Origin of the sequence: Kineococcus sp. TRM81007 (assembly GCF_022669155.1) — a bacterium.
Taxonomy (GTDB): Bacteria; Actinomycetota; Actinomycetes; order Actinomycetales; family Kineococcaceae; genus Kineococcus.
The window spans coordinates 174,741-200,001 of sequence record NZ_JALBVB010000052.1; the positions used below are offsets into that span (position 1 = coordinate 174,741).

General features: G+C 72.8%; 17 protein-coding genes and 1 tRNA gene. 13 read left to right on the forward strand and 5 right to left on the reverse strand.

Annotation, left to right across the window (positions count from 1 at the left end; all coding sequences use genetic code 11):
• The first annotated feature begins 24 nt into the window (after positions 1–24).
• From trpA to MN205_RS11365, 5 genes are all read left to right on the forward strand, one after another.
• The gene (gene trpA, locus MN205_RS11345) at positions 25–858 is read left to right on the forward strand and encodes a tryptophan synthase subunit alpha (protein WP_374115917.1); all 834 of its coding nucleotides are present in this window, start codon (positions 25–27) and stop codon (positions 856–858) included.
• 92 nt (positions 859–950) lie between these two features.
• Positions 951–1,799, forward strand: a complete 849-nt coding sequence (locus tag MN205_RS11350; RefSeq protein ID WP_242127283.1) for a thioredoxin domain-containing protein — start codon at positions 951–953, stop codon at positions 1,797–1,799.
• Entirely contained in the window at positions 1,799–2,797 is a 999-nt protein-coding gene (gene lgt, locus MN205_RS11355) for a prolipoprotein diacylglyceryl transferase (RefSeq protein WP_374115918.1), read from the forward strand. Before MN205_RS11350 ends, lgt begins: the two co-directional genes overlap by 1 nt.
• 227 nt (positions 2,798–3,024) lie before the next feature.
• The gene (gene gltB / locus MN205_RS11360) at positions 3,025–7,629 is read left to right on the forward strand and encodes a glutamate synthase large subunit (protein WP_242127287.1); all 4,605 of its coding nucleotides are present in this window, start codon (positions 3,025–3,027) and stop codon (positions 7,627–7,629) included.
• Positions 7,622–9,082, forward strand: a complete 1,461-nt coding sequence (locus MN205_RS11365) for a glutamate synthase subunit beta (RefSeq protein ID WP_242127289.1) — start codon at positions 7,622–7,624, stop codon at positions 9,080–9,082. Before gltB ends, MN205_RS11365 begins: the two co-directional genes overlap by 8 nt.
• Positions 9,083–9,110: 28 nt before the next feature.
• Here the strand turns inward: MN205_RS11365 and MN205_RS11370 are convergent, their stop codons facing one another.
• On the reverse strand, positions 9,111–9,890 hold the full coding sequence (locus MN205_RS11370; protein WP_242127291.1) for an FRG domain-containing protein: 780 nt from the start codon (positions 9,888–9,890) through the stop codon (positions 9,111–9,113).
• 143 nt (positions 9,891–10,033) lie between these two features.
• On the reverse strand, positions 10,034–10,441 hold the full coding sequence (locus tag MN205_RS11375) for a hypothetical protein (protein ID WP_242127293.1): 408 nt from the start codon (positions 10,439–10,441) through the stop codon (positions 10,034–10,036).
• A gap of 183 nt (positions 10,442–10,624) precedes the next feature.
• Here MN205_RS11375 and pyk point away from each other — a divergent pair, with 183 nt between their 5' ends.
• Positions 10,625–12,064 (forward strand): pyruvate kinase, encoded by a 1,440-nt coding sequence (gene pyk / locus MN205_RS11380; RefSeq protein WP_242127295.1) that lies wholly within the window; start codon positions 10,625–10,627, stop codon positions 12,062–12,064.
• A gap of 116 nt (positions 12,065–12,180) precedes the next feature.
• Here the strand turns inward: pyk and MN205_RS11385 are convergent.
• A tRNA-Leu gene (locus tag MN205_RS11385) sits at positions 12,181–12,254 on the reverse strand.
• Between the two features lie 139 nt (positions 12,255–12,393).
• Here MN205_RS11385 and MN205_RS21865 point away from each other — a divergent pair.
• The 3 genes from MN205_RS21865 (at position 12,394) to polA (ending at position 16,873) form a co-directional block, all read left to right on the forward strand.
• The gene (locus tag MN205_RS21865) at positions 12,394–13,011 is read left to right on the forward strand and encodes an ANTAR domain-containing response regulator (RefSeq protein ID WP_242127297.1); all 618 of its coding nucleotides are present in this window, start codon (positions 12,394–12,396) and stop codon (positions 13,009–13,011) included.
• Between the two features lie 257 nt (positions 13,012–13,268).
• The gene (locus MN205_RS11395) at positions 13,269–13,934 is read left to right on the forward strand and encodes a GNAT family N-acetyltransferase (protein WP_242127299.1); all 666 of its coding nucleotides are present in this window, start codon (positions 13,269–13,271) and stop codon (positions 13,932–13,934) included.
• 149 nt (positions 13,935–14,083) lie between these two features.
• Entirely contained in the window at positions 14,084–16,873 is a 2,790-nt protein-coding gene (gene polA / locus MN205_RS11400; RefSeq protein WP_242127301.1) for a DNA polymerase I, read from the forward strand.
• Between the two features lie 60 nt (positions 16,874–16,933).
• Here polA and MN205_RS11405 read toward each other — a convergent pair whose 3' ends face one another.
• Complete coding sequence (locus MN205_RS11405; protein ID WP_242127302.1) at positions 16,934–17,800, reverse strand: class I SAM-dependent methyltransferase; 867 nt, start codon at positions 17,798–17,800, stop codon at positions 16,934–16,936.
• Positions 17,801–17,996: 196 nt separating this feature from the next.
• Between MN205_RS11405 and rpsA the strand changes: the two genes are divergently transcribed.
• The gene (gene rpsA, locus MN205_RS11410) at positions 17,997–19,517 is read left to right on the forward strand and encodes a 30S ribosomal protein S1 (RefSeq protein WP_242127304.1); all 1,521 of its coding nucleotides are present in this window, start codon (positions 17,997–17,999) and stop codon (positions 19,515–19,517) included.
• Between the two features lie 109 nt (positions 19,518–19,626).
• Here the strand turns inward: rpsA and MN205_RS11415 are convergent, their stop codons facing one another.
• Entirely contained in the window at positions 19,627–20,715 is a 1,089-nt protein-coding gene (locus MN205_RS11415) for a LacI family DNA-binding transcriptional regulator (protein ID WP_242127306.1), read from the reverse strand.
• Between the two features lie 364 nt (positions 20,716–21,079).
• Here MN205_RS11415 and chvE point away from each other — a divergent pair, with 364 nt between their 5' ends.
• From chvE to mmsB, 3 genes are all read left to right on the forward strand, one after another.
• Positions 21,080–22,219 carry a multiple monosaccharide ABC transporter substrate-binding protein gene (gene chvE, locus MN205_RS11420; RefSeq protein WP_374115919.1) on the forward strand — a complete coding sequence of 380 codons (1,140 nt, stop codon included), beginning with the start codon at positions 21,080–21,082 and terminating at the stop codon, positions 22,217–22,219.
• 129 nt (positions 22,220–22,348) lie between these two features.
• Positions 22,349–23,935: a multiple monosaccharide ABC transporter ATP-binding protein gene (mmsA, locus tag MN205_RS11425; protein ID WP_242127310.1), complete on the forward strand. Its 1,587-nt coding sequence runs from the start codon at positions 22,349–22,351 to the stop codon at positions 23,933–23,935.
• Positions 23,932–25,182 (forward strand): multiple monosaccharide ABC transporter permease, encoded by a 1,251-nt coding sequence (gene mmsB / locus MN205_RS11430; RefSeq protein WP_242127311.1) that lies wholly within the window; start codon positions 23,932–23,934, stop codon positions 25,180–25,182. Before mmsA ends, mmsB begins: the two co-directional genes overlap by 4 nt.
• Positions 25,183–25,261 lie beyond the last annotated feature (79 nt).

Below are 25,261 nucleotides of genomic sequence, written 5' to 3' on the forward strand. Positions count from 1 at the left end.
AACGGCCCGGTCGAGGGCAGCACGGTGGACGGCGGCGCGGGCGGGGCGCTCGCGCCGCGACCGGGCTCCGCCGCCGCAGCGGTGGACCGCGCGAAGGCGGAGGGCCGCGCGGCCCTGGTGGCCTACCTGCCGGTCGGGTTCCCCGACCTCGACGCGAGCGTCGCGGCGGCGAAGGCGGCCGTCGCCGGGGGAGCGGACGTCGTGGAGCTGGGGCTGCCCTACTCCGACCCCACGATGGACGGACCCACCATCCAGCGGGCCGTGGAGGTCGCGCTGCGCGCGCGCACCCGCCCCGCCGACGTGCTGCGCGCGGTCGAGCAGGTGGCCGCCACCGGCGCGGCCGTGCTCGTGATGACGTACTGGCCGCCGGTGGACCGCTACGGCGTGGACCGCTTCGCCGCCGACCTGGCCTCCGCCGGCGCCGCCGGGCTCATCACCCCCGACCTCATCCCCGACGAGGCCGACGGGTGGATCGCCGCCAGCGACGAGCACGACCTCGAACGCGTCTTCCTCGTCGCCCCCAGCTCCACCGACGCCCGCCTGGCCTCCACGGCCGCCGCCTGCCGCGGCTTCGTCTACGCCGCCTCCACCATGGGCGTGACCGGTGCGCGCACCGCGGTGGGCGCCGGCGCGGCCGGGCTGGTCGAGCGCACCCGCGCCGCCGGCGCCGAACGGGTCTGCGTCGGGCTGGGCGTGTCCACGCCGGAGCAGGCCGCGCAGGTCGCCGGCTACGCCGACGGCGTCATCGTCGGCTCGGCGTTCGTGGCGCGCCTGCTGCAGGCGGGTTCACCGGCCGAGGGCGCCCGCGCGGTGGGGGAGCTGGCCGAGGACCTGGCCCGCGGCGTGCGCCGCGCCTGAGCGCCGGCCCGGGGCGGGGGAGGACCCTGCAGCACGAGGAACGGACCGACGACCGCCCGCGCGGCGCGCGGGCGCCTGCGAGGGGACGAGCGTTGAGCAAGAAGCGACCGGGCGGCCACCCCGCCCGCGCCGGCCAGTCCGAGGACGCCGCCGCGGCTCGCCGCGCCGAGGCCGCCGCGCTGCGGCAGCAGGAGCTGGCGCGCGAGCGCAGCCGCCGGGTGCTGCTGGTCAGCGCCGCCGTCGTGGTGGTCCTCGCGCTCGTGGCCGTCGTCGTCGTGCTGGTGGTGCGCCAGGGCGACGACACCACCACCGAGGGTGCCACCCCGCCCTCGGCCACCGCCCCCGACGGCGGGTACCTGCTGGCCGGTGACGCCGCACCCGGCGCCCCCACGCTGGACGTGTGGCTGGACTACCAGTGCCCGTTCTGCGCGGACTTCGAGGCCGCCGCCGGGGACGACCTGCAGGAGCTGGCCGCCTCCGGGCAGGCCCGCGTGGTCGTGCACACCCTCAGCTTCCTCGACGAGAACCTCGGCAACGACTCCTCCACCCGTGCCGCGCAGGGCGCTGCCGCCGCCGACGTCCAGGGCCGCTTCGCCGAGTACAGCGAGGAGGTCTTCGCCCGCCAGCCCGGCCGCGCCGGCAACGACGGCGCGGAGGGCGACGGCTACACCGACGAGCAGCTGCGCGCCGCGGCGCAGGCGGCCGGGGTGGGTGACCTGGACGCCTGGGAGCAGGCCGTGGCGGACGACACCCACCTCGGCTACGTGCGCCGCGTGCAGGCGTCCATGGCCGACGCCGGCGTCGAGGGCACCCCCACCGTGCAGCTCACCCCCGACGGCGGTGAGACCCGCGCGCTGGAGACCGGGCAGCTGCTCGGCGCGGACGCCGGTGCGTACCTGCGCGAGCAGGTCGCCCGGGCCACCGAGGCGGCCGCCTCGTGATCACCGCCCTTCCCGCGGCACTGCCCGCCGCGCTGCCCAGCCCCACGCAGAGCGTGTGGTACCTGGGCCCGGTGCCGCTGCGCGCGTACGCGCTGTGCATCCTCGCCGGCATCGCCGCCGGTCTGTGGATCACCTCCCGGCGCTGGCGCGCCAAGGGCGGCAACCCGGACTTCCCCCTGGACGTGGCGGTGTGGGCGGTGCCGCTGGGGGTCGTCGGCGCCCGCATCTACCACGTCATCACCTCCCCGGAGGCGTACTTCGGCCCCGGCGGGGACCCGGTGCGCGCGCTGTACCTGTGGGAGGGCGGCCTGGGCATCTGGGGCGCGGTGGCCGCCGGTGCGCTGGGCGCATGGATCGCCTGCCGGCGCGCCGGCTACCGCCTGGCCCCCTTCGCCGACGCGGTGGCCCCCGGCCTGCTCGTCGCGCAGGCCCTGGGCCGGTGGGGCAACTGGTTCAACAACGAGCTGTACGGGCGCGCCACGGACGTGCCGTGGGCGCTGACGATCCACGACTGGGACGAGGCCGCCGGGCGGGCGCACACCGGGGCGGACGGCCAGCCGGTGGTGCTGGGCACCTTCCACCCCACGTTCCTGTACGAGTCGCTGTGGTGCCTGCTCTCAGCCGCCCTCATCGTGCTGGTCGACCGCCGCCGGCACCTGCGCCACGGGCAGGCGTTCTTCCTGTACGTGGCCCTGTACACCGCCGGCCGCTCGGTCACCGAGGCGCTGCGCATCGACCCGGCCAACGAGATCGGCGAGCTGCGCGTGAACCAGTGGGTCGCCGCGGCGGTCTTCCTCGCCGCGGTCGTCGCGCTGGTCCTCTCGCGCCGCCGGCACCGCGGCGCAGGTGGTCGGGACGAGCCCCTCGAGCGGGTACCCTCACCGCAGTCCCCGGCGGCCACTCCACCCACCGGTGACACTGAGCAGCAGGCCGGTGAACCGAACGTGACCGCGTCCTTGCCGCCGTCCTCACGGGAACGCGACCACCCCCAGTCGTGATGATCCGGTGACGCTCTCGTGCGAATGAGCACGGGTTCCTGGGCGTTACAGTGAGGTGAACGCGGGCCAGCGCCGTCCCCCGTTCGGGTGCGCACCCACCAGGAGCGCACCCGTGCCCCCGAGGAGACCCATCCGGCTCCGAGGGGACCCACGCTCGAAGAGACCCGTCGAGAGACCCCCTGTCCATCGAGGTCCTCCCGGACCTCTCTCCGAGGACGGTGCACCGCATGTCGCAACCCCTCGCGCAGCCCACCGCGCAGACCCCCGGGAACACCACGGCGCAGCCGGTCCGACCGCTGCCCTTCTCGACGCTGCCGCCGAGCTCCGGCCTGTACGACCGCCGCAACGAGCACGACGCCTGCGGGGTCGCCTTCGTCGCCACCATGCGCGGCGAGGCCGGCCACGACATCGTCGAGCACGCCCTGACGGCCCTGCGCAACCTCGACCACCGCGGCGCGGTGGGTGCGGAGACCACCACCGGTGACGGCGCGGGCATCCTCACCCAGGTCCCCGACGAGTTCCTGCGCGCCGTGACGGCCGAGCAGGGCATCGAGCTGCCCGCCCAGGGCGCCTACGCCGTCGGCAACGCCTTCCTGCCGGTGGACGAGACCGAGCGCGCGGCCGCCGTGGCCCGCATCGAAGAGCTCGCCGCCGAGGAGTCGCTGACCGTCCTGGGCTGGCGCGAGGTGCCGGTGACCGCCGACCTCGTCGGCTCCCAGGCACGTGCGTGCATGCCGCACTTCGCGCAGCTGTTCGTCGCCGGCCCGGCCGGCGAGAGCGGCCTGGACCTGGACCGGCGCGTGTACCCGCTGCGCAAGCGCGCAGAGCGGGAGCTGGGCGTCTACTTCCCCTCCCTGTCGGCGCGCACGATCGTCTACAAGGGCATGCTCACCACCGGCCAGCTCGAGCCGTTCTTCCCCGACCTGTCCGACCGCCGCTTCACCAGCGAGCTCGGCCTGGTCCACTCGCGCTTCTCCACCAACACCTTCCCGTCGTGGCCGCTGGCGCACCCCTTCCGCACCATCGCCCACAACGGCGAGATCAACACCGTGCGCGGCAACCGCAACTGGATGGCCGCGCGCGAGTCGCAGATGAGCACCCCCCTCATCCCCGGCGACGTGCAGCGACTGGGCCCGGTGTGCGCCACCGAGGGCTCCGACTCCGCCTCCTTCGACGAGGCCCTGGAGCTGTTGCACCTGGCCGGGCGCTCCCTGCCGCACGCGGTGCTGATGATGATCCCCGAGGCGTGGGAGAACAACACCGAGATGGACCCGGCCCGCCGGGCCTTCTACGAGTTCCACTCGATGTTCGCCGAGCCCTGGGACGGCCCGGCCAACCTCACCTTCACCGACGGCACCCTCATCGGCTGCGTCCTGGACCGCAACGGCCTGCGCCCCTCGCGCTACTGGGTCACCGACGACGGCCTCGTCGTGCTGGCCAGCGAGGTCGGCGTGCTGGACGTGGACCCCTCCTCCGTCGTCGCCCGCGGCCGCGTCGCCCCGGGCAAGATGTTCCTCGTCGACACCGCCCGCGGGCGCATCGTCGACGACGAGGAGATCAAGGCCGAGCTCGCCGCCGCCCGCCCGTACGCGGAGTGGCTGAAGAACGTCGTGCACCTGGGGGACCTGCCCCCGCGCGAGCACGTCGTGCACACCCACGCCTCGGTGGCCCGCCGCCAGCAGACCTTCGGCTACACCGAGGAGGAGCTGCGCCTCATCCTCGCCCCGATGGCCCGCGCCGGCGCGGAGCCGATCGGCTCCATGGGCTCCGACACGCCCCTGGCGGTGCTCTCCGAGCGCCCCCGCCTGCTCTTCGACTACTTCACCCAGCTCTTCGCGCAGGTCACCAACCCGCCGCTGGACGCCATCCGCGAGGAGCTCGTCACCTCGCTGATCACCATCGCCGGCCCGCACCAGAACTTCCTCGCGGAGTCCCCGGCGCACTGCCACCAGCTGGTGCTGCCCTTCCCGGTCATCGACAACGACGAGCTCGCCAAGATCGTCCACATCGACAAGGACCGCCGCAACCCGGGCCGCACCACCCACACCGTCAAGGGCCTGTACCGCGTCGCCGGCGGCGGCGCGGAGCTGGCCCGGCGCATCGAGGAGATCCGCGCGGAGGTCACCCGCGCCATCGCCGACGGCGCCGTCTTCGTGGTCCTCTCGGACCGCGACTCCACCGCCGAGCTGGCCCCCATCCCCTCGCTGCTCCTGACCTCCGCCGTGCACCACCACCTGGTGCGCCAGAAGCTGCGCACCCAGGTCGGCCTGGTCGTCGAGGCCGGTGACGTGCGCGAGGTGCACCACGTCGCCCTCCTCATCGGCTACGGCGCCGCCGCCATCAACCCCTACCTGGCGATGGAGACCGTCGAGGACCTCGTCCGCGACGGCGTCATCACCGGCGTCGACGCCCCCACGGCCGTGAAGAACCTCATCAAGGCCCTCGGCAAGGGCGTGCTGAAGGTGATGTCCAAGATGGGCATCTCCACCGTCGCCTCCTACCGCGGCGCGCAGGTCTTCGAGGCCCTGGGGCTGTCCCAGACCCTCGTCGACGAGTACTTCACCGCCACCACCTCCCGCCTGGGCGGGGTCGGCCTCGACGTGCTCGCCGAGGAGGTCGCCCGCCGCCACCGCATCGCCTACCCCGTGGAGGGCCAGGAGCGCGCCCACCGGCGCCTGGAGACCGGTGGCGAGTACCAGTGGCGCCGCGAGGGCGAACCGCACCTGTTCGACCCCGAGACCGTCTTCCAGCTGCAGCACTCCACCCGCCAGCGCAACGAGGCCCTCTTCCGCAAGTACACCTCCCGGGTGGACGACCAGGCCGAGCGCCTGATGACCCTGCGCGGGCTGCTGCAGCTGAAGAAGGGCGTGCGCGAACCCGTCCCCGTCGACGAGGTCGAGCCGATCAGCGAGATCGTCAAGCGCTTCTCCACCGGCGCGATGAGCTACGGCTCCATCAGCCAGGAGGCTCACGAGGTCCTCGCGATCGCCATGAACCGCCTCGGCGGGCGCTCGAACTCCGGTGAGGGCGGCGAGGAGGTCGAGCGGCTGCACGACCCCGAGAAGACCTCGAAGGTCAAGCAGATCGCCTCCGGCCGCTTCGGCGTGACGAGCAACTACCTCTCCTCGGCCACCGACCTGCAGATCAAGGTCGCCCAGGGCGCCAAGCCCGGCGAGGGCGGGCAGCTGCCCGGCCACAAGGTCTACCCGAACATCGCCAGGACCCGGCACTCCACGCCCGGCGTCGGGCTCATCTCCCCGCCGCCGCACCACGACATCTACTCCATCGAGGACCTCGCCCAGCTCATCCACGACCTGAAGAACTCCAACCCCGCGGCGCGCGTGCACGTCAAGCTCGTCTCCGAGGTCGGCGTCGGCACGGTCGCCACCGGGGTGTCCAAGGCCAAGGCCGACGTGGTCCTCATCTCCGGCCACGACGGCGGCACCGGCGCGGCACCACTGACCAGCCTCAAGCACGCCGGCGGCCCCTGGGAGCTCGGCCTGGCCGAGACCCAGCAGACCCTCGTCGTCAACGGCCTGCGCGACCGCATCTCCGTCCAGGTGGACGGGCAGCTGAAGACCGGGCGCGACGTCGTCATCGCCGCCCTGCTGGGCGCCGAGGAGTTCGGCTTCGCCACCGCCCCCCTGGTCGTCTCCGGCTGCATCATGATGCGCGTGTGCCAGCTGGACACCTGCCCCGTCGGGGTGGCCACGCAGAACCCCGAGCTGCGCGCACGGTTCACCGGCAAGGCCGAGTACCTGGTGACGTTCTTCGAGTACCTGGCGCAGGAGGTGCGCGAGTACCTGGCCCAGCTGGGCTTCCGCTCCCTGGCCGAGGCCGTCGGCCACGTCGAGGTCCTCGACACCCGCCGTGCCGTGGCCCACTGGAAGGCCACCGGGCTGGACCTGGCGCCGATCCTGCACGCGCCCGCCGCACCGGAGGGCACCGCGCTGCACCAGACGCAGACGCAGGACCACGCCCTGGAGAAGGCGCTGGACCACGTCCTCATCGAGCGCGCCGGCAGCGCCCTGCGCGACGGCACCCCGGTGCGGATCGAGGTGCCGGTGCGCAACGTCAACCGCACCATCGGCACCCTGCTCGGCCACGAGGTCACCAAGGCCTGGGGCGAGGCGGGCCTGCCCGAGGGCACCATCGACATCACCCTGACCGGATCGGCCGGGCAGTCGCTGGGCGCCTTCGTGCCGCGCGGCATCACCCTGCGCCTGCTCGGTGACACCAACGACTACGTCGGCAAGGGCCTGTCGGGCGGCACCGTCGTGGTGCGCCCGGACCGCGCCAGCGGCACCCGCGAACGCGACATCGTCGCCGGCAACGTCATCGGCTACGGCGCCACCTCCGGCTCCATCTTCCTGCGCGGGGAGGTCGGCGAGCGCTTCTGCGTGCGCAACTCCGGCGCCACCGCCGTGGTGGAGGGCGTCGGCGACCACGCGCTGGAGTACATGACCGGCGGCGAGGTCGTGATCCTGGGCCGCACCGGCCGCAACGTCGCCGCGGGCATGTCCGGCGGCCTGGCCCACGTGCTGGACCTGAAGGAGTCCCGCGTCAACCGCGACATGGTCGACGTGGAGCCGATGGACGACGAGGCCGCCGCACGCGTGCACGACCTGCTCGTCGCCCACCGCGAGCACACCGACTCACCCCTGGCCGCCAAGCTCCTCGCCGACTGGGGCACCGCGCGCCGCCGCTTCTCGACGATCGTCCCGCGGGACTACCGCCGCGTGCTGCAGGTGCGCGCGCAGGCCGTCAACGACGGGCTGGAGCCGGACTCCGAGGCCGTGCTGACCCGCATCATGGAGGCTTCTCATGGTTGATCCCCGTGGATTCCTGAAGGTCCGCGAGCGCGAGCTCCCCGCCCGCCGCCCGGTGCCGCTGCGCCTGATGGACTGGCGCGAGGTGTACGAGAAGCAGAGCCAGGACCAGCTGCAGCGCCAGGCCGGTCGCTGCATGGACTGCGGCATCCCCTTCTGCCACAACGCCTGCCCGCTGGGGAACCTCATCCCCGAGTGGAACGACCTGGTCAGCCGCGCCGACATGCGCGAAGCCGTCGAGCGCCTGCACGCCACGAACAACTTCCCGGAGTTCACCGGCAGGCTGTGCCCGGCGCCGTGCGAGTCCGCCTGCGTGCTGGGCATCAACCAGCCGCCGGTGACCATCAAGCAGGTCGAGGTGATGATCGCCGAGAGCGCCGCCGAGAACGGCTGGATCGAGCCCCGCCCGCCGGAGCGGCTGACCGGCAAGACCGTCGCCGTGGTCGGCTCCGGACCGGCCGGCCTGGCCGCCGCCCAGCAGCTGACCCGCGCCGGGCACACCGTCGCCGTCTACGAGCGCGACGACAGGATCGGCGGGCTGATGCGCTACGGCATCCCCGAGTTCAAGATGGAGCGCTCCGTCCTGGACCGGCGCCTGGCGCAGATGGAAGCCGAGGGCACCCGCTTCCGCCCCGGCGTCGACATCGGCACCGACATCACCGGCGAGCAGCTGCGCGAGCGGTACGACGCCGTCGTGGTGGCCACCGGCGCCACCCAGTGGCGCGACGTGGACCTGCCCGGCCGCGACCTCGACGGCGTGCACCAGGCGATGCGGTACCTGCCGCCGACCAACCGCGTCGCCGTGGGCGAGCCCCGCCCGGACGACCTCGTCGACGCCGCTGGCCTCGACGTCGTCGTCATCGGCGGCGGCGACACCGGCTCGGACTGCTACGGCACCGCCCTGCGCCAGGGCGCGAAGTCCGTCACCCAGCTGGACATCTACCCCAAGGCACCGGGGGAGCGCAGCGAGGACGAGCCGTGGCCCACGGTGCCGAAGGTCTTCAGCGTCTCCTCCTCCCACGAGGAGGGCGGCCAGCGACGCTTCTCGGCCTCCACCCAGGCCCTCATCGGCGACGAGGACGGCCGCGTGAAGGCCCTGCGGGTCATCGAGGTCCGCAAGGTCGACGGCGTGTGGACCCCCGTGGAGGGCACCGAGCAGGACCTGCCCGCCCAGCTGGTGCTCCTGGCCATCGGCTTCACCGGACCCGAGCAGGGCGACCTGGTGCACCAGCTCGGCCTGGTGCCCGACGAGCGCACCCGCTTCACCCGCACCCCCGGCTACGCCACGAGCACACCGGGCGTCTTCGTCGCCGGCGACGCCGGGCGCGGGCAGTCCCTGATCGTGTGGGCGATCGCCGAGGGCCGCGCCTGCGCCGCGGCGGTGGACGAGTACCTCATGGGCGACACCGCCCTGCCGGCACCCGTCCGCGCCGACGCCGCACCGCTGACCGCCTGAGCCGACCACCCGCTCCAGCCCGCCGCGCTCAGCAGCGCGGCGGGCTGGAGTAGTACCGCGTCAGCCACCGGCTCAACCCGTCCAGACCGGGGAAGAGCACCCGCTCGGTGATGTTGGCCTGGTCCAGGCGCTCACGCACCAGCGGCTTCAACGCCGCCGGCACCACCAGCTTGCGCACCGACGGCGTCTCGGCGCGCGTCAGCCACGCGTCCGGCCGCTCGTGCACCGAGGAGAGCACCGAGAAGCTGGCGTACTGGTTGACGATGCGCTCGTCCAGCGACGGCGGCTCGAAGAACGCCATGAACGGCTCGGGGTCCAGGGCGTCGAAGCGCGCCAGGGTCGGCGCCACCTGACCCAGCAGCTCCACGGTGAACGCGGTGCCCCCCGACGCCTGCAGCGCCTCGCGCACCTTCCCGGGCAGCCGCTCGTGCGCGGCGACGAAGTCCGCGCTCCACACCGCCCCGTCCTCGTCGTGGCGCCGCACGTCCGCCGTGGCGAAGTGCAGCGCCACCAGTGGCGAGTACGTCCAGTCCAGGATGCGGGTGGGCAGCCCGTGGTGCTGCGCCAGCGTCAGCCACTCCCAGTCGCTCTCCTGGTGCCCGAACGGCACCCGCGAGTACTTGCGGAAGTTGCGCAGCAGGTCCGTCTCGCGCTCGACGCGTCCCAGCCGCTGCACCGACGTCAGCAGCCCGTACGCCGCGCACGGCAGGCCCCGGTGCACCACGTTGGAGTGGTACCGGCCCGCCCGCTGCGGCCACGGCTCGGCGAACAGCAGGTCCTGCAGCTGCGCCCACGTGCGCGGTGCCACCGTCTCCACCTCGGGGTGATCCACCCGCACCGACCGACCCCTCCCGCCTCGACCCGTGCCTCGACCCGCCAGCCGCCCCCTGCCGGCCCTCCGGCGGGCCCCCGTGCGCCCGGCGGGCCGCGACCGGGCCCGCCGGGCAGGGGTCACCAGCCGGCGACGGCCTCCCGGTCGTACACCCACACCGCCGAGTCGCTGATCACGGTGACGTCCGCGGCGTGCCCGGCCAGGCCGCGCTCGGCCGCGGCCTCCTCCACCTTCGCCAGCGCACGCTGCGCGGCGCTCTCGGCGTCCAGCCCGTCCCCGTCGACGCTGATGACCACGTCGTGCTCGGGCGCGTCCACCGACTCGATGCGCGGGTGCGCCGTGCGCAGCGCCGCCACCAGCTCCTGCAGCGCCCCCTGCGGCCAGTCGGCGTCCGCGTGCAGCCGCACGTAGACGGCGTACTCGTGCTCCAGGTCCGCCACGCCCTGCTCGATCAGCTCGTCGATCTCGCGGTCCACCGCGGTCCCCAGCACCACGTCGTCGCGACCCGCTCCCGTTCCCGTCGTCATGGCAGCCAGCATGGACCAGTCACGCGCCCGCGCACCCCGGGAGGGCGTGCACGGGCGTCAGGAGCGCTGCTCGACCCCCGGTGGGTGACGGGCGCGTGACCGGGGTGTGACGAGCCGGTCGCGAGCGCACGGGCGGCACGCCCCGCGGCGCGCGCGCCACCGCCGTCGGCATAGGGTCGGGGCATGCGCAGAGCGAAGATCGTCTGCACCCTCGGACCCGCAGTGGGCGGCCCCGAGCGGTTGCGGGCCCTGGTGGACGCCGGGATGGACGTCGCCCGGATGAACCTCAGCCACGGTTCCCACGACGAGCACCGGACCAACTTCGAGGGGGTGCGTGCCGCGGCCGAGGCCAGCGGCCGCGCGGTCGGCATCCTCGCCGACCTGCAGGGCCCCAAGATCCGCCTGGGCCGCTTCGCGGACGGCCCCCACGACCTCGCGGTCGGTGACGTCTTCACCATCACCACCGAGGACGTCGTGGGCACCCGCGAGGTGTGCTCCACCACCTACGCGGGTCTGCCCGGTGACGTCTCCGTCGGCGACAGCATCCTCATCGACGACGGCAAGGTCGGTCTGGAGGTCACCGCCGTGGACGGCCCCCGCGTGGTCACCCGCGTGACCGTGCCCGGCCCCGTCAGCAACAACAAGGGCATCAACCTGCCCGGCGTCGCCGTCAGCGTGCCCGCCCTGTCCGAGAAGGACGTCGAGGACCTGCGCTTCGCCCTGTCGCTGGGCGTGGACATGGTCGCCCTGTCCTTCGTCCGCTCGGCCGCCGACGCCGACGACGTGCGGCGCGTCATGGACGAGGAGGGCGTGAACGTCCCCGTCATCGCCAAGGTGGAGAAGCCGCAGGCGGTGGAAAACCTGCGCGAGATCGTCGCCGCCTTCGACGGCATCATGGTCGCCCGCGGCGACCTGGGCGTGGAACTGCCCCTGGAGGAGGTTCCCCTCGTCCAGAAGCGAGCCATCGAACTGGCCCGCCGGCAGGCCAAGCCCGTCATCGTCGCCACCCAGATGCTCGACTCGATGATCACGAACCCGCGCCCGACGCGCGCGGAGGCCTCCGACTGCGCCAACGCCGTCCTCGACGGCGCGGACGCGCTGATGCTCTCGGGGGAGACCAGCGTGGGCGCCTTCCCCTTCGAGGCCGTGCGCACCATGGCCCGCATCATCGACAACACCGAGACCCACGGCCTGGAGCGCATCGCCCCGCTGGGCACCACGCCGCACACCAAGGGCGGCGCCATCACCCTGGCCGCCGCCGAGATCGGCAGGCAGCTGGACGCCAAGCTGCTGGTGACCTTCACCCAGTCCGGCGACTCCGCCCGCCGCCTGTCCCGGCTGCGCTCGCAGATCCCGCTGCTGGCGTTCACCCCCGACCACGGCACGCGCCGTCGCCTGGGCCTGAGCTGGGGCATCGACGCCCACCACGCGCCGTTCATCAGCACCACCGACGAGATGGTCAAGGCCGTCGACGCCCGGCTGCAGGAGATGGGCCGCTGCTCCGAGGGCGACCTCGTCGTCATCGTGGCCGGTGCCCCCCCGGGGATCGTCGGCTCGACCAACGCGGTGCGGGTGCACCGCATCGGCGACGCCACGGAAGGGGTCTCCTCCGCCTACGCGTGAGCGAGCCCGGCCACGCGCGAGCGAGCCCGAGCGGGGCGAGCACGTCGCACGACGAGGGGGACGGACCGGTTGGTCCGTCCCCCTCGTCGTGCTTGCGGTGCGCGTGCGTCGTGCGGTGCCCCGGGTGGGATTCGAACCCACACTGGATCGAGTTTGAGTCGATTGCCTCTGCCGGTTGGGCTACCGGGGCGCGCCACCCCCGCACCGGGTGCGTCGGGCGGCGGTGCCACCCTACCGGCCCACCCGCACCCGGCCGGTCCCGCGGGTGCCCTCGGCGGTGCGGGTGACGCGGCTCCGGGGCGGTGGGGAGCGCCCACTAGGATGAGGACGTGACGAACACTCCTGACACCGCCGCGACCGCACCCACGACCGCTCGCCGGGTGGTCGTCGCGGAGGACGAGGCGATCATCCGCCTCGACATCGTGGAGATGCTGCGGGAGGCCGGCTACGACGTCGTCGGCGAGGCCGGTGACGGCGAGCAGGCGGTCTCCCTCGCCGAGGAGCACAAGCCCGACCTGGTCGTCATGGACATCAAGATGCCCGTCCTGGACGGCATCTCCGCGGCCGAGCGCATCGTCAAGGCCCGCATCGCCCCCGTCGTGCTGCTGACCGCCTTCTCCCAGGCCGAGCTCGTCGAGCGCGCCCGCGACGCCGGCGCCATGGCGTACGTCGTCAAGCCGTTCACCTCCGCCGACCTGCTGCCCGCGGTGGAGATCGCCGTCAGCCGCCACCAGCAGATCATGGCGCTGGAGGACGAGGTCGCCGACCTCGCCGACCGCTTCGAGACCCGCAAGCTCGTGGACCGCGCCAAGTCGAAGCTGCAGACCCAGTTCGGCATGACGGAGCCGGAGGCCTTCCGGTGGATCCAGAAGACCTCGATGGACAAGCGACTGACCATGCGCGAGGTCGCCACCACCGTCATCAACGCCGGCGACGACCGCCCCTGAGCAGCTGACCGCGCGGACCACCCGCGCCGGTCCCCGCGACGCCCCGGCACGCACCTCGTGCCGGGGCGCTCCTGCCCGCCCGGTGCCGCCACGGGGCGCACCTCCGCGGCACCCCCGCCGCACCGTTGACCCGAGCGGGTGAGAACCTTCGCGGCACCGCTGCGGATCTTCCGCCGCGCCCCGCCAGGCCCTATGGTCCCTGCAGCCGCGAGCGCGGCGACCGGAGGCGGGGGCCCGGTCCGTTCGAGGAGGACGCCGTGCCGAGACCTGTCGTGCTGGTGCGCGAAGCCGCGCTCACCGACGTGGACACCCTGATGCGCCTGTACGCCTCGGCGCGCTTCGACGCCGGCCAGCTGCGCGCCCCCGTCGAGCACGTGCGCACCCGACTGCTCCGCGCCCTGGACGAGGGCACCGCACGCGTGCTGCTGGCCACCGTGGCCGGCGAGCCGGCCGGGTACGCACTGCTGACCCGCGCCCAGCTGCTGCCGCTGGCCGGCCGCACCGGACCCAGCGTCGAGCACGTGCACGTCGTGCCCGAGCACCGCCGCCGCGGTGTCGGGCGTGCCCTGCTGCGCCGCGCGGTCCTGCTCGCCGAGGCCGAGGGCGCCGATCAGCTCGCCTGCACCGCACTGCCCGGCGACCGCGACTACACCCGCTACCTGGCCCGCCTGGGCTTCGCCCCCGTCGTCGTGCGCCGCGCCGCGCCACTGACCGTCCTGCGCCGCCGGCTGGCCCTCGACGGCCCCGCCGGCGCCACCGGGAGCCCCCGCGGCGTCGTCGCCCGCCGCCGCTCCCTGCGCGTCCGCCTGGCCCGCGCAGCCACCACGAGCACCCCCGCCGCCCACCCCGACCACACCGGTGCCACGGGGACGGTGCCGCTGCCCGGCACCGGGGAGGTCCCCGGCACCGCCCCGGTCGCCTGAGCAGCGACCCGCGCACCGCCACCGCCACCGCCCCGCCACCGCCCCGACGCCGGACCCGCCCCGCGGCCCACCACGCCTGCACGCCCGCACGCCCGCACACCCGCACGCCCGCACCTCGCGAGTCCGACCCCCTGACTACCCTGACCGGCGTGACCCCAGCCCCCGCGTCGACGTCCCGCCGCACCACCGGCAGCACCGGCGGCACCACCCCGAGCACCCGCCCCCGCCTGCTCCTCGTCGACGGCCACTCCCTGGCCTACCGCGCCTTCTACGCCCTGCCCGTGGAGAACTTCGCCACCAGCACCGGCCAACCCACGAACGCGGTCTACGGGTTCACCTCCATGCTCATCAACGTCCTGCGCGACGAGGAACCCACCCACCTCGCCGTCACCTTCGACGTTTCCCGCACCACCTTCCGCACCGAGGCCTACGCCGACTACAAGGCCACCCGCCTCAAGAGCCCCGACGAGTTCCGCGGCCAGGTCGACCTCGTCAAGGAGGTCCTCGCCGCCCTGCGCGTCCCCGTCGTGGAGAAGGAGGGGTACGAGGCCGACGACGTCATCGCCACCCTCACCGAACGCGCCGTCGCCGCCGGCTACGACGTCCTCATCTCCACCGGCGACCGCGACGCCCTGCAGCTCGTGCGCGACGGCGTCACCGTCCTCTACCCGCGCAAGGGCGTCTCCGACCTGCTGCGCATGACCCCCGACGTCGTCCAGGAACGCTACGGCGTCCCCCCCGAGCGCTACCCCGACCTCGCCGCCCTCGTCGGCGAGACCAGCGACAACCTCCCCGGCGTCCCCGGGGTCGGCCCCAAGACCGCCGCCAAGTGGATCACCGCCCACGACGGCCTCGACGGCGTCATCGCCGACGCCGACCGCATCAAGGGCAAGGCGGGGGAGAACCTGCGCGCCCACCTCGACGGCGTCATCCGCAACCGCCGCCTCAACGCCCTCGTGCGCGACCTGGACCTGCCCGTCACCCCCGACGACCTCGTGCGCCGCACCTGGGACCGCGAACAGGTCCACACCGTCTTCGACGGCCTGGAGTTCCGCGTCCTGCGCGACCGCCTCTTCGCCACCCTCGAGACCACCGAACCCGAAGCCGAAGCCGGCTTCGGCGTCGACGGCGCGATCCTCCTCGACGACGAGGTCGCCGACTGGCTCACCGAGCACGCCACCGCCCGCACCGGCCTGCACGTCGTCGGCCAGTGGTCCCGCGGCACCGGCGACGTCACCGCCCTGGCGCTCGCCGGCGCCGACGGCGTCGCCGCCTACATCGACCCCACCACCCTCACCGACGGCGACGAGCGCGCCCTGGCCGCCTGGCTGGCCGACCCCGACGCCCCCAAGGTCGCCCACGACGTCAAGGGCCCCAGCCACGCGCTCGCCTCCCGCGGCTGGACCCTGGCCGGCCTCGTCATGGACACCGCCCTGGCCGCCTACCTGTGCCGGCCCGACCAGCGCAGCTACGACCTCGCCGACCTCGCCGTGCGCCACCTCAAGCGCGAACTGCGCGCCGAGGGCGCCACCGGCACCGACGCACCCACCGCCGGCGCCGACGAGCAGCTCGCCCTCGACACCGACGACGGCCCCGTCGGAGCCGACCGGCACGCGCGCGCCCAGGACGCCATGGTCCGCGCCCTCGCCGTCACCGAGCTCGCCGACGTCCTGGCCGCCGAGCTCGACGCCCGCGGCGGCACCCGCCTCCTGCACGACGTCGAACTGCCCCTCGTCGACGTCCTCGCCCGCGCCGAACGCGTCGGCATCGCCGTCGACGACGACCTCCTCACCGACCTCGAGAACCACTTCGCCGACCGCGTCGCCCACGCCCAGGCCCAGGCGCACGAGGTCATCGGCACCGAGATCAACCTCGGCTCACCCAAGCAGCTGCAGACCGTCCTGTTCGAGCAGCTGGCCATGCCCAAGACCAAGCGCACCAAGACCGGCTACACCACCGACGCCGACGCCCTCGCCGCCCTGTACGTCAAGACCGAGCACCCCTTCCTGCAGCACCTGCTGGAGCACCGCGACGCCTCCCGCCTGCGCCAGACCGTCGAGGGCCTGCGCAAGTCCGTCGCCGACGACGGCCGCGTCCACACCACCTACCAGCAGATGATCGCCGCCACCGGGCGCCTCAGCTCCACCGACCCCAACCTGCAGAACATCCCCATCCGCACCGACGAGGGCCGCCGCATCCGCGCCGCCTTCGTCGTCGGCCGCGACAGCGGCGGCACCGGCTACGAGAGCCTGCTCACCGCCGACTACTCCCAGATCGAGATGCGCATCATGGCGCACCTGTCCGGCGACGCCGGCCTCATCGACGCCTTCACCTCCGGCGAGGACCTGCACCGCTACGTCGGCAGCCGCGTCTTCGGCGTCGACCCCACCGACGTCACACCCGACATGCGCGCCAAGATCAAGGCCATGTCCTACGGGCTCGCCTACGGACTCTCCGCCTTCGGCCTGTCCAACCAGCTGAAGATCACCACCGAAGAGGCCCGCGGCCTCATGGACGACTACTTCGCCCGCTTCGGCGGCGTGCGCGACTACCTGCACGGCATCGTCGAACAGGCCCGCCGCGACGGCTACACCGAGACCATCATGGGCCGGCGCCGCTACCTGCCCGACCTCACCAGCGACAACCGCCAGCGCCGCGAGATGGCCGAACGCGCCGCCCTCAACGCCCCCATCCAGGGCTCCGCCGCCGACATCATCAAGGTCGCCATGCTCGACCTCGACCGCGGCCTGCGCGAGAACGGCCTGCGCTCACGCCTCCTGCTGCAGGTCCACGACGAACTCGTCCTCGAAGTCGCCCCCGGCGAGCGCCGGCACCTCGAGGACCTCGTGCGCCGCACCATGGCCGGCGCCGCCGACCTCGCCGTCCCCCTCGACGTCTCCGTCGGCGCCGGCCGCTCCTGGCACGACGCCGGTCACTGACCACCCACCACCCCGGCCCCGCAACGCCCCACCACCGGTGAGCCCCCGCGAGCGCCCGCCTCAGTTCCCGCCCGCACCCACCGGCGGGCGGGAGCACACCAGCACCAGCGTCCCCGGCACCAGCTCACCCCGCAGCCGGCTCCACCCGCCCCACACCGCCTCCCCGGCCGACCACTCCGGCTCCACCAGGTCCTCCACCACCAGACCCGCACCCCGCACCGACCGCACCCAGTCACCCACCGTCCGGTGGTGCTCCACGTACGTCACCCGCACCCGCCCCGCACCGTCCGTCTCCGACTCCACGTACGGACGCCGGTCGAAGTACGAGTGGTGCACCCGCAACCCCTCCGCACCCGGCACGTCCGGCAACGCCCACCGCACCGGGTGCGGAACGCTCCCCACGAACCGCCCACCCGGCCGCAGCACCCGCCCCACCTCACCCAGCACCCGCTCCGCGTCCGCCACGAACGGCAACGCCCCGTACGACGTGAACACCACGTCGAACACCCCGTCCGCGAACGGCAGCACCCGCGCGTCGCACTGCACCAGGGGAGTGCGCACCCCCGCCTCCGCATCCGCAGCCACCGCCTGCGCCAGCATCCCCGCCGACAGGTCCGAGGCCACCGCCAGCGCACCCCGCCCCGCCAACCACCGCGAGCACTGCGCCGCCCCCGCACCCACCTCCAGCACCCGCCGGCCGGCCACGTCCCCCAGCAGCCCCGCGTCCTCCTCGCGCAACCCCTCCGGACCCCACACCAGGTCCGACCCCACCCGCGCGTCCCCCAGGAACGAGCCGTGCTCCGCCCGGTACCCCACCGCCTCCGCGTCCCACCAGCGCCGCTGAGCCGCCACCGTCTCGGCCGCCCCCACCTCGCGCCGCTCCACCCCGAACGCACCGTCCACCCCACCGCTCACGTCACCGCTCACCACCCCATCGTCCCAGCGGGCGCTCGCGGGCCGAGGGGTTGCGCGGCGTGCTTTGCCTGCGTGCGCGGGCGCGAGTAGGCTGGAACGGCGCGCGCCCGCCCCCGGTCACCTCACACGGCCCGGGGAAGGGCACGCGTGACGGCCGGGAACCCCCGGGCGTGCCCCTACGAGTGTCCCTGACGGAGTCCCTACCTCCATGACGACCACGACGACCGCTCCGGCGAGCGGTACCCCTCAGATCGCGATCAACGACATCGGATCGGCTGAGGACTTCCTCGCAGCGGTCGACAAGACCATCAAGTACTTCAACGACGGTGACATCGTCTCCGGCACCATCGTGAAGGTCGACCGTGACGAGGTCCTCCTCGACATCGGTTACAAGACCGAGGGCGTCATCCCCTCGCGCGAGCTCTCGATCAAGCACGACGTCGACCCCAACGAGGTCGTCGGCGTCGGCGACGAGGTCGAAGCCCTGGTCCTCCAGAAGGAGGACAAGGAAGGCCGCCTGATCCTGTCCAAGAAGCGCGCGCAGTACGAGCGCGCCTGGGGCACGATCGAGGCCAAGAAGGAGGCCGACGAGGTCGTCGAGGGCACCGTCATCGAGGTCGTCAAGGGTGGTCTCATCCTCGACATCGGCCTGCGCGGTTTCCTCCCGGCGTCGCTGGTCGAGATGCGCCGCGTGCGCGACCTGCAGCCCTACGTGGGCAAGACGATCGAAGCCAAGATCATCGAGCTGGACAAGAACCGCAACAACGTGGTCCTGTCCCGCCGCGCCTGGCTCGAGCAGACCCAGTCCGAGGTGCGCCAGAACTTCCTCACGACCCTGCAGAAGGGTCAGGTCCGCTCCGGCGTGGTCTCCTCCATCGTCAACTTCGGTGCGTTCGTCGACCTCGGCGGTGTCGACGGCCTCGTCCACGTCTCCGAGCTGTCCTGGAAGCACATCGACCACCCGAGCGAGGTCGTCGAGGTGGGCCAGGAGGTCACGGTCGAGGTCCTCGACGTCGACATGGACCGCGAGCGCGTGTCCCTGTCGCTGAAGGCGACGCAGGAAGACCCGTGGCAGCAGTTCGCCCGCACCCACGCGATCGGCCAGGTCGTCCCCGGCAAGGTCACCAAGCTCGTCCCGTTCGGTGCGTTCGTGCGCGTCGACGACGGCATCGAGGGCCTGGTCCACATCTCCGAGCTGGCCGAGCGCCACGTCGAGGTGCCCGAGCAGGTCGTCCAGGTCAACAGCGACATCTTCGTCAAGGTCATCGACATCGACCTGGAGCGTCGCCGGATCTCGCTGTCGCTGAAGCAGGCCAGCGAGGCGCTCGCCGCGGCCGGCGACGAGTTCGACCCGTCCCTGTACGGCATGGCCGCCGACTACGACGAGCAGGGCAACTACAAGTACCCCGAGGGCTTCGACCCGGAGACCAACGAGTGGCTCGAGGGGTACGAGGCGCAGCGCGAGGAGTGGGAGACGCAGTACGCCCTGGCCCACGAGCGCTGGGAGACCCACCGTCGCCTGGTCGCCGAGCAGGCTGAGGCCGAGGCGCGCGCCGAGGCCGAGGGCGTCCCCGCCGCCGCGAGCACGAGCAGCAGCACGAGCGGCAGCGGCAGCGGCAGCGGTTCGGCTCCGTCCTCGTACACCTCCGAGGCCCCGGAGGTCGCGGGCACGCTCGCGTCCGACGAGGCCCTGGCGGCCCTGCGCGAGAAGCTCACCGGCGGGCAGTGATCCACCCGGCCGGGACCGCGCTCTGACGGTCCCGGCCTCCCGTCCACGCACGAGGGCCCCGNCGGCACGTCCGGTCGGGGCCCCTCGTGCGTCGCGGGTCGTGCCCCCGTCAGCCGGCCACGGGGGAGCGGGGCGCATCCGTGCCCGCCGCCGCGGTGACCGCCGCGACCGGCGCCGGCCCCGTGCTCTGCCGCACGACCAGTTCGGGCGTGAGCGCTCCCGGCTCCACCACCCGGCGGTTCAGCCTCCCCAGCAGGACCCGCACGCAGCGGCGCCCGATCTCCGTGAAGTCCTGGCGCACCGTCGTCAGCGGGGGGTTCAGGTACGCCGCCTCGGGGACGTCGTCGAACCCGACGACGCTGACGTCGCCGGGTACCGACAGCCCACCCTCGGTCGCGGCGCGCACCACCCCGATCGCCATGTGGTCGTTGCCGCAGAAGATCGCCGTCGCGCCCGCCGCCAGCACCTCGCGGCCCGCCCGGTAGCCGGACGCCGCCGTCCAGTCCCCGCGCACCGGTCGCGGCACCACCCGCCGCGCCTCCACCAGCGCCGTGCGCCAGCCGGTGGACCTCGCCCGCGACTCCGCCCAGTCCACCGGCCCACCCACGTGGTGCACCGTGCGGTGCCCCAGCGCCAGCAGGTGCTCGGTCACCGCACGGGCAGCCGCCACCTCGCTCCAGTAGGCGTCCGGCACGCCCGCACCGTCCAGGCCGGGCGCCAGCACGCAGGGGAACGCGGCATCGGTGGCGGCCACGGCCGCTTGCGAGGCGTCCTCGGGCACGACCGCGATGGCACCGTCCACGGTCTGGCCGCGCAGCTCCTGGAACGCCTCGGCAACCGTCGTCGGGAGCAGGTCGCTGACCATGACGACCGTCACCGAGTACCCCGCCGCGCGCGCGGCCTCCTGCACGCCCACGAGCGTCAGCGCGGGGCCGTACAGGGACGTGCTGGCCGCCACCACGCCGATGCGGTGGGAACGGCGGGTCACCAACGCCCGCGCGGCCGCGTTGGGCTGGTAGCCGAGTTCGGCGATGGCCTGCTCGACACGCTCGCGGGTGCGGCGGGCGACCGAGCCGGAGCCGCGCACCACGCGCGAGACGGTCTGCTGTGACACCCCGGCGAGCTCGGCGACGTCCGCCAAGACCGGTGTGCGCGTTCCCTCGCCCGGCGTCGGCGCCGGGTCGGTGGGAGGACTCATCTTCGTTTCCTGCCTGTGGCCGTGGGGACACGGGGGAGTGGGGGAGCGGTCGGCACGTCCGCGTGCGGGGCCGGTGCGCGGCGGGGAGGCGCGCTGCTCCCGGAGACGTCAGGATACCCACCGCGCGACGGTCCGCACCGGTCCCGGGCGGGGTTCCCGACACCGCTGCTCCCGATGGGGGACCTGCTTGACGCCCTCGAGTGCTAACGTTAACAATGTTCGAGCCAAACCACCTGCCGATGTCGAACGGGACGAGGAAGCCCGGTCGGGCAGGTGCCCCGCGCCGCCAGTCGGCGCCCCCCAGCACACGCCGCGAACCGCGCACGTCCGCGGCACTCACGAGGTACAGAGGAGTTCCCCCGTGATCACTCGTCGCTACCTGGCAGCCTTCGCTGCCGGCCTGGCTCTGACCGTCTCCGCCTGCGGCGGCGAGGGCGCCGGTTCCGGCACCTCCGGTTCCGGCGGTGCCGCCGACGGTGACATCACCGTCGGCGTCGCGATGCCGACCCAGACGTCCGAGCGGTGGATCGCCGACGGCAACAACGTCAAGGCGGGTCTCGAGGAGGCCGGCTACGAGGTCGACCTGCAGTACGCCAACGACGACATCCCCACGCAGTCCCAGCAGATCGACCAGATGATCACCAAGGGTGACGACCTGCTGATCGTGGCGGCCATCGACGGCACCGCCCTGAGCAGCCAGCTCGCCGCCGCGAAGGCCGCCGGCATCCCCGTCATCTCCTACGACCGCCTCATCCGCGGCAGTGGCGACGTGGACTTCTACGTCTCCTTCGACAACTACAACGTCGGTGTGCAGCAGGGCACCTCCCTGCTGACGGGCCTGGGCCTGCTGAACGAGGACGGTTCCCCGGGCACCGCCACCGGCCCGTTCAACGTCGAGCTCTTCGCGGGGTCGCTGGACGACAACAACGCCCAGTTCTTCTGGAACGGCGCGATGGACGTCATCCAGCCGTTCATCGACTCCGGCCAGGTCGTCGTGCAGTCCGGCCAGACCACGATCGACCAGGCCGCGACCCTGCGCTGGCAGCAGGAGACCGCCCAGAAGCGCATGGAGGACCTGCTCACCTCCGCCTACAACGGCGGCGGCACGGTCGACGGCGTCCTCTCGCCCTACGACGGCATCTCGCGCGGCATCATCACCGCCCTGCAGAACGCCGGTTACGGCAGCGCCGAGAAGCCCATGCCGATCATCACGGGCCAGGACGCCGAGATCGCCTCCGTCAAGCTCATCAACGACGGCGTGCAGTACTCGACCATCTTCAAGGACACCCGAAAGCTCGCCGAGGAGGCTGTGACCGCGGCCGAGGCGATGCTCGACGGCGAGGAGCCCGAGGCGAACGACACCACCACGTACGACAACGGCGTGAAGGTCGTGCCGGCGTACCTGCTGGAGTCCCAGATCGTCACCAAGGACAACATCGTCGAGACCCTGGTGGACACCGAGTACTACAGCCAGGCCGAGGTCGACACCGGCCAGGCCGGCTGACCCTCCGCCACTCCACGGTTCGTCCCCGTCGCGCTCCGCGGCGGGGACGAACCGTGCGGACCACCCCCCACACCACCGCGGGCGCGGTAGCGCCCGCACGGTTCCCCGAGCGAGGACGACGGCGCGCCGATGACCGACAACATCCTGGAAATGCGTTCCATCACCAAGACCTTCCCCGGCGTGAAGGCGCTCTCCGGCGTCTCCCTGTCGGTCCGGCGCGGTGAGGTGCACGCCATCTGCGGCGAGAACGGCGCCGGCAAGTCGACCCTCATGAAGGTCCTCTCGGGCGTGTACCCGCACGGCACCTACGAGGGGGACATCGTCTTCGACGGGCAGGTGTCTCGCTTCAGCGGGATCTCGGACAGCGAGCGGGCCGGTATCGCCATCATCCACCAGGAACTGGCGCTCGTGCCGTACCTGTCCATCACCGAGAACCTGTTCCTCGGCAACGAGGTCCGTGGTCGCACGGGTTTGATCGACTGGCACCGCGCCAACGGTGAGGCGTCGAAGCTGCTGCAGCGCGTCGGTCTGGACGAGAACCCCACGACACCCATCGGGCAACTGGGTGTCGGCAAGCAGCAGCTCGTCGAGATCGCGAAGGCGCTCAGCAAGGACGTGCGGCTGCTCATCCTCGACGAGCCCACGGCGGCGCTGAACGACAACGACTCCGAGCACCTGCTGGGGCTGCTGCGCCAGCTGCGGTCCGAGGGCATGACGAGCATCATGATCTCGCACAAGCTCAACGAGATCGAGGCCATCTCGGACGCGGTCACCATCATCCGCGACGGGCAGACGATCGAGACCCTCGACATGCGCGCGGACACCGTCACCGAGGACCGCATCATCCGCGGCATGGTCGGCCGCGACCTCGACAGCCGGTTCCCCGAGCGCGAGTCGCACCCCGGTGAGGAGGTGTTCCGCATCGAGGACTGGACGGTCGGGCACCCCTCCCAGGACCGCCACGTCGTCGACGGAGCGAACCTGTCGGTGCGTGCCGGTGAGGTCATCGGCATCGCCGGCCTCATGGGTGCCGGGCGCACGGAACTCGCCATGAGCGTTTTCGGCCGTTCCTACGGCCGCTACCTGAGCGGGCAGCTCTACATGCACGGCAAGCCGATCGTGGCCCGGTCCGTGCGCCAGGCCATCAAGCACGGCATCGCCTACGCCACCGAGGACCGCAAGAAGTACGGCCTGAACCTCATCGACGACATCAAGCGGAACATCTCCGCCGCAGCACTGGGCAAGCTGGCAACCGGCGGCTTCGTGAACGCGCACGAGGAGATCCGCGTCGCCGAGGACAGCAAGCGGAGCATGAACATCAAGGCCCCCACCGTCATGGCGGTGACGGGCAAGCTGTCCGGCGGGAACCAGCAGAAGGTGGTCCTGTCGAAGTGGATCTACTCCGACCCGGAGGTCTTGATCCTCGACGAGCCGACGCGCGGCATCGACGTCGGCGCCAAGTACGAGATCTACACGATCATCAACCGCCTCGTGGCGGCCGGCAAGGCGGTCATCGTGATCTCCTCCGAGCTGCCCGAGCTGCTCGGCATCTGCGACCGCGTCTACACCCTGTCCGCCGGCCGGATCACCGGTGAACTGCCGGTCGCCGAGGCGACGCAGGAGAGGCTCATGAGCCTCATGACCAAGGACAAGACGCCGGCACGCGCCGGCGCGCACACCCCCTCCACCGACGACGACCAGGAGCACTCCGCATGAGCGGTACCGGCGACCTCCTCAAGAAGGGCAGCGCCCCGGGGAGCCTGCCCTCGAAACCCCCGGCGCCGCGCTCGGGCTCTGCGAACCCCTTCCGCGCGCTCACGGGCAACTTGCGTGAGAGCGGCATCTACATCGCGTTCGTGGTCGTGGTGCTGCTGTTCGCGTTCCTGACCGACGGGCTCTCCCTGAGCCCGGGCAACATCACCAACATCGTCCTGCAGTACTCGTACGTGCTGGTGCTGGCGATCGGCATGGTCATCGTCATCGTCGCCGGTCACATCGACCTGTCGGTCGGTTCGGTGGTGGCACTGACCGGGGCGGTCTCTGCGCAACTGGTCATCGGCTCGAGCCAGCCGTGGTGGGTCGGTGTGCTCGCCGCCCTGGCCGTGGGGCTCGCCATCGGTGCCTGGCAAGGTTTCTGGGTCGCCTTCGTGGGAATCCCCGCCTTCATCGTGACGCTGGCCGGCATGCTGCTGTTCCGCGGCCTGACGTACTACGTCCTGGACAACGTGTCGCTGTCGCCGTTCCCGGGGGAGTACAACGGGATCGCCACGGGGTTCATCCCCGCGCTGATGGGCGGCTACGGGTACGACGCGTTCACCCTGTTCATCGGTGCGGTGGCCGTCGCCGGCTACGCCGTCAGCCAGGTCCGCAACCGGATCGCCCGGGTGCGCTACCAGCAGAGCGTCGAGTCGATGCCGCTGTTCGTCCTGAAGCTGATCGCCGTCGCGGCCGTGGTCATGGCCTTCGCCTGGCAGCTGGCCAACAGCCGCGGCATGCCGATCGTCCTGATCATCCTCGCGGTCCTCATCCTGACCTACTCGCTCGTGATGAAGTCCTCGGTCTTCGGTCGCCAGGTGTACGCGATCGGCGGCAACCTCGCCGCCGCGCAGTTGTCCGGCGTGAACGTCCGGCGGGTGAACTTCTGGATCTTCGTCAACATGGGCTTCCTGGCCGCGGTCGCCGGCGTCATCTTCTCCTCGCGGTCCAACGGTGCCCAGCCGGGCGCCGGCAACAGCTTCGAGCTGGACGCCATCGCCGCCGCCTTCATCGGCGGGGCAGCGGTCACCGGCGGCGTCGGCAAGGTCACCGGCGCGATGATCGGTGGTCTGCTGGTGGGCGTGATCTCCAACGGCATGCAGCTGCTGGGCGTGGACCAGTCGCTCCAGCAGGTCATCAAGGGCCTGGTGCTGCTGCTCGCGGTGGCGTTCGACGTCTACAACAAGCGCCGAGCCGGCGTGCGCTGAGCCGCGGGAGCTCTCGGGGAGGGGCCCGACCGGGACGTCCGGTCGGGCCCCTCCGTCGTCGTGGGGTCGCACCGCAGGG

Bases quoted from the DNA above. Each gene is read 5' to 3' on its own strand.
- gltB (WP_242127287.1), top strand. From the start codon at position 3,025: ATGTCGCAACCCCTCGCGCAGCCCACCGCGCAGACCCCCGGGAACACC.
- MN205_RS11365 (WP_242127289.1), top strand. From the start codon at position 7,622: ATGGTTGATCCCCGTGGATTCCTGAAGGTCCGCGAGCGCGAGCTCCCC.
- MN205_RS11375 (WP_242127293.1), bottom strand. From the start codon at position 10,441: ATGACGACGGGAACGGGAGCGGGTCGCGACGACGTGGTGCTGGGGACC.
- rpsA (WP_242127304.1), top strand. From the start codon at position 17,997: ATGACGACCACGACGACCGCTCCGGCGAGCGGTACCCCTCAGATCGCG.
- mmsB (WP_242127311.1), top strand. From the start codon at position 23,932: ATGAGCGGTACCGGCGACCTCCTCAAGAAGGGCAGCGCCCCGGGGAGC.
- MN205_RS11415 (WP_242127306.1), bottom strand. From the start codon at position 20,715: ATGAGTCCTCCCACCGACCCGGCGCCGACGCCGGGCGAGGGAACGCGC.
- pyk (WP_242127295.1), top strand. From the start codon at position 10,625: ATGCGCAGAGCGAAGATCGTCTGCACCCTCGGACCCGCAGTGGGCGGC.
- mmsA (WP_242127310.1), top strand. From the start codon at position 22,349: ATGACCGACAACATCCTGGAAATGCGTTCCATCACCAAGACCTTCCCC.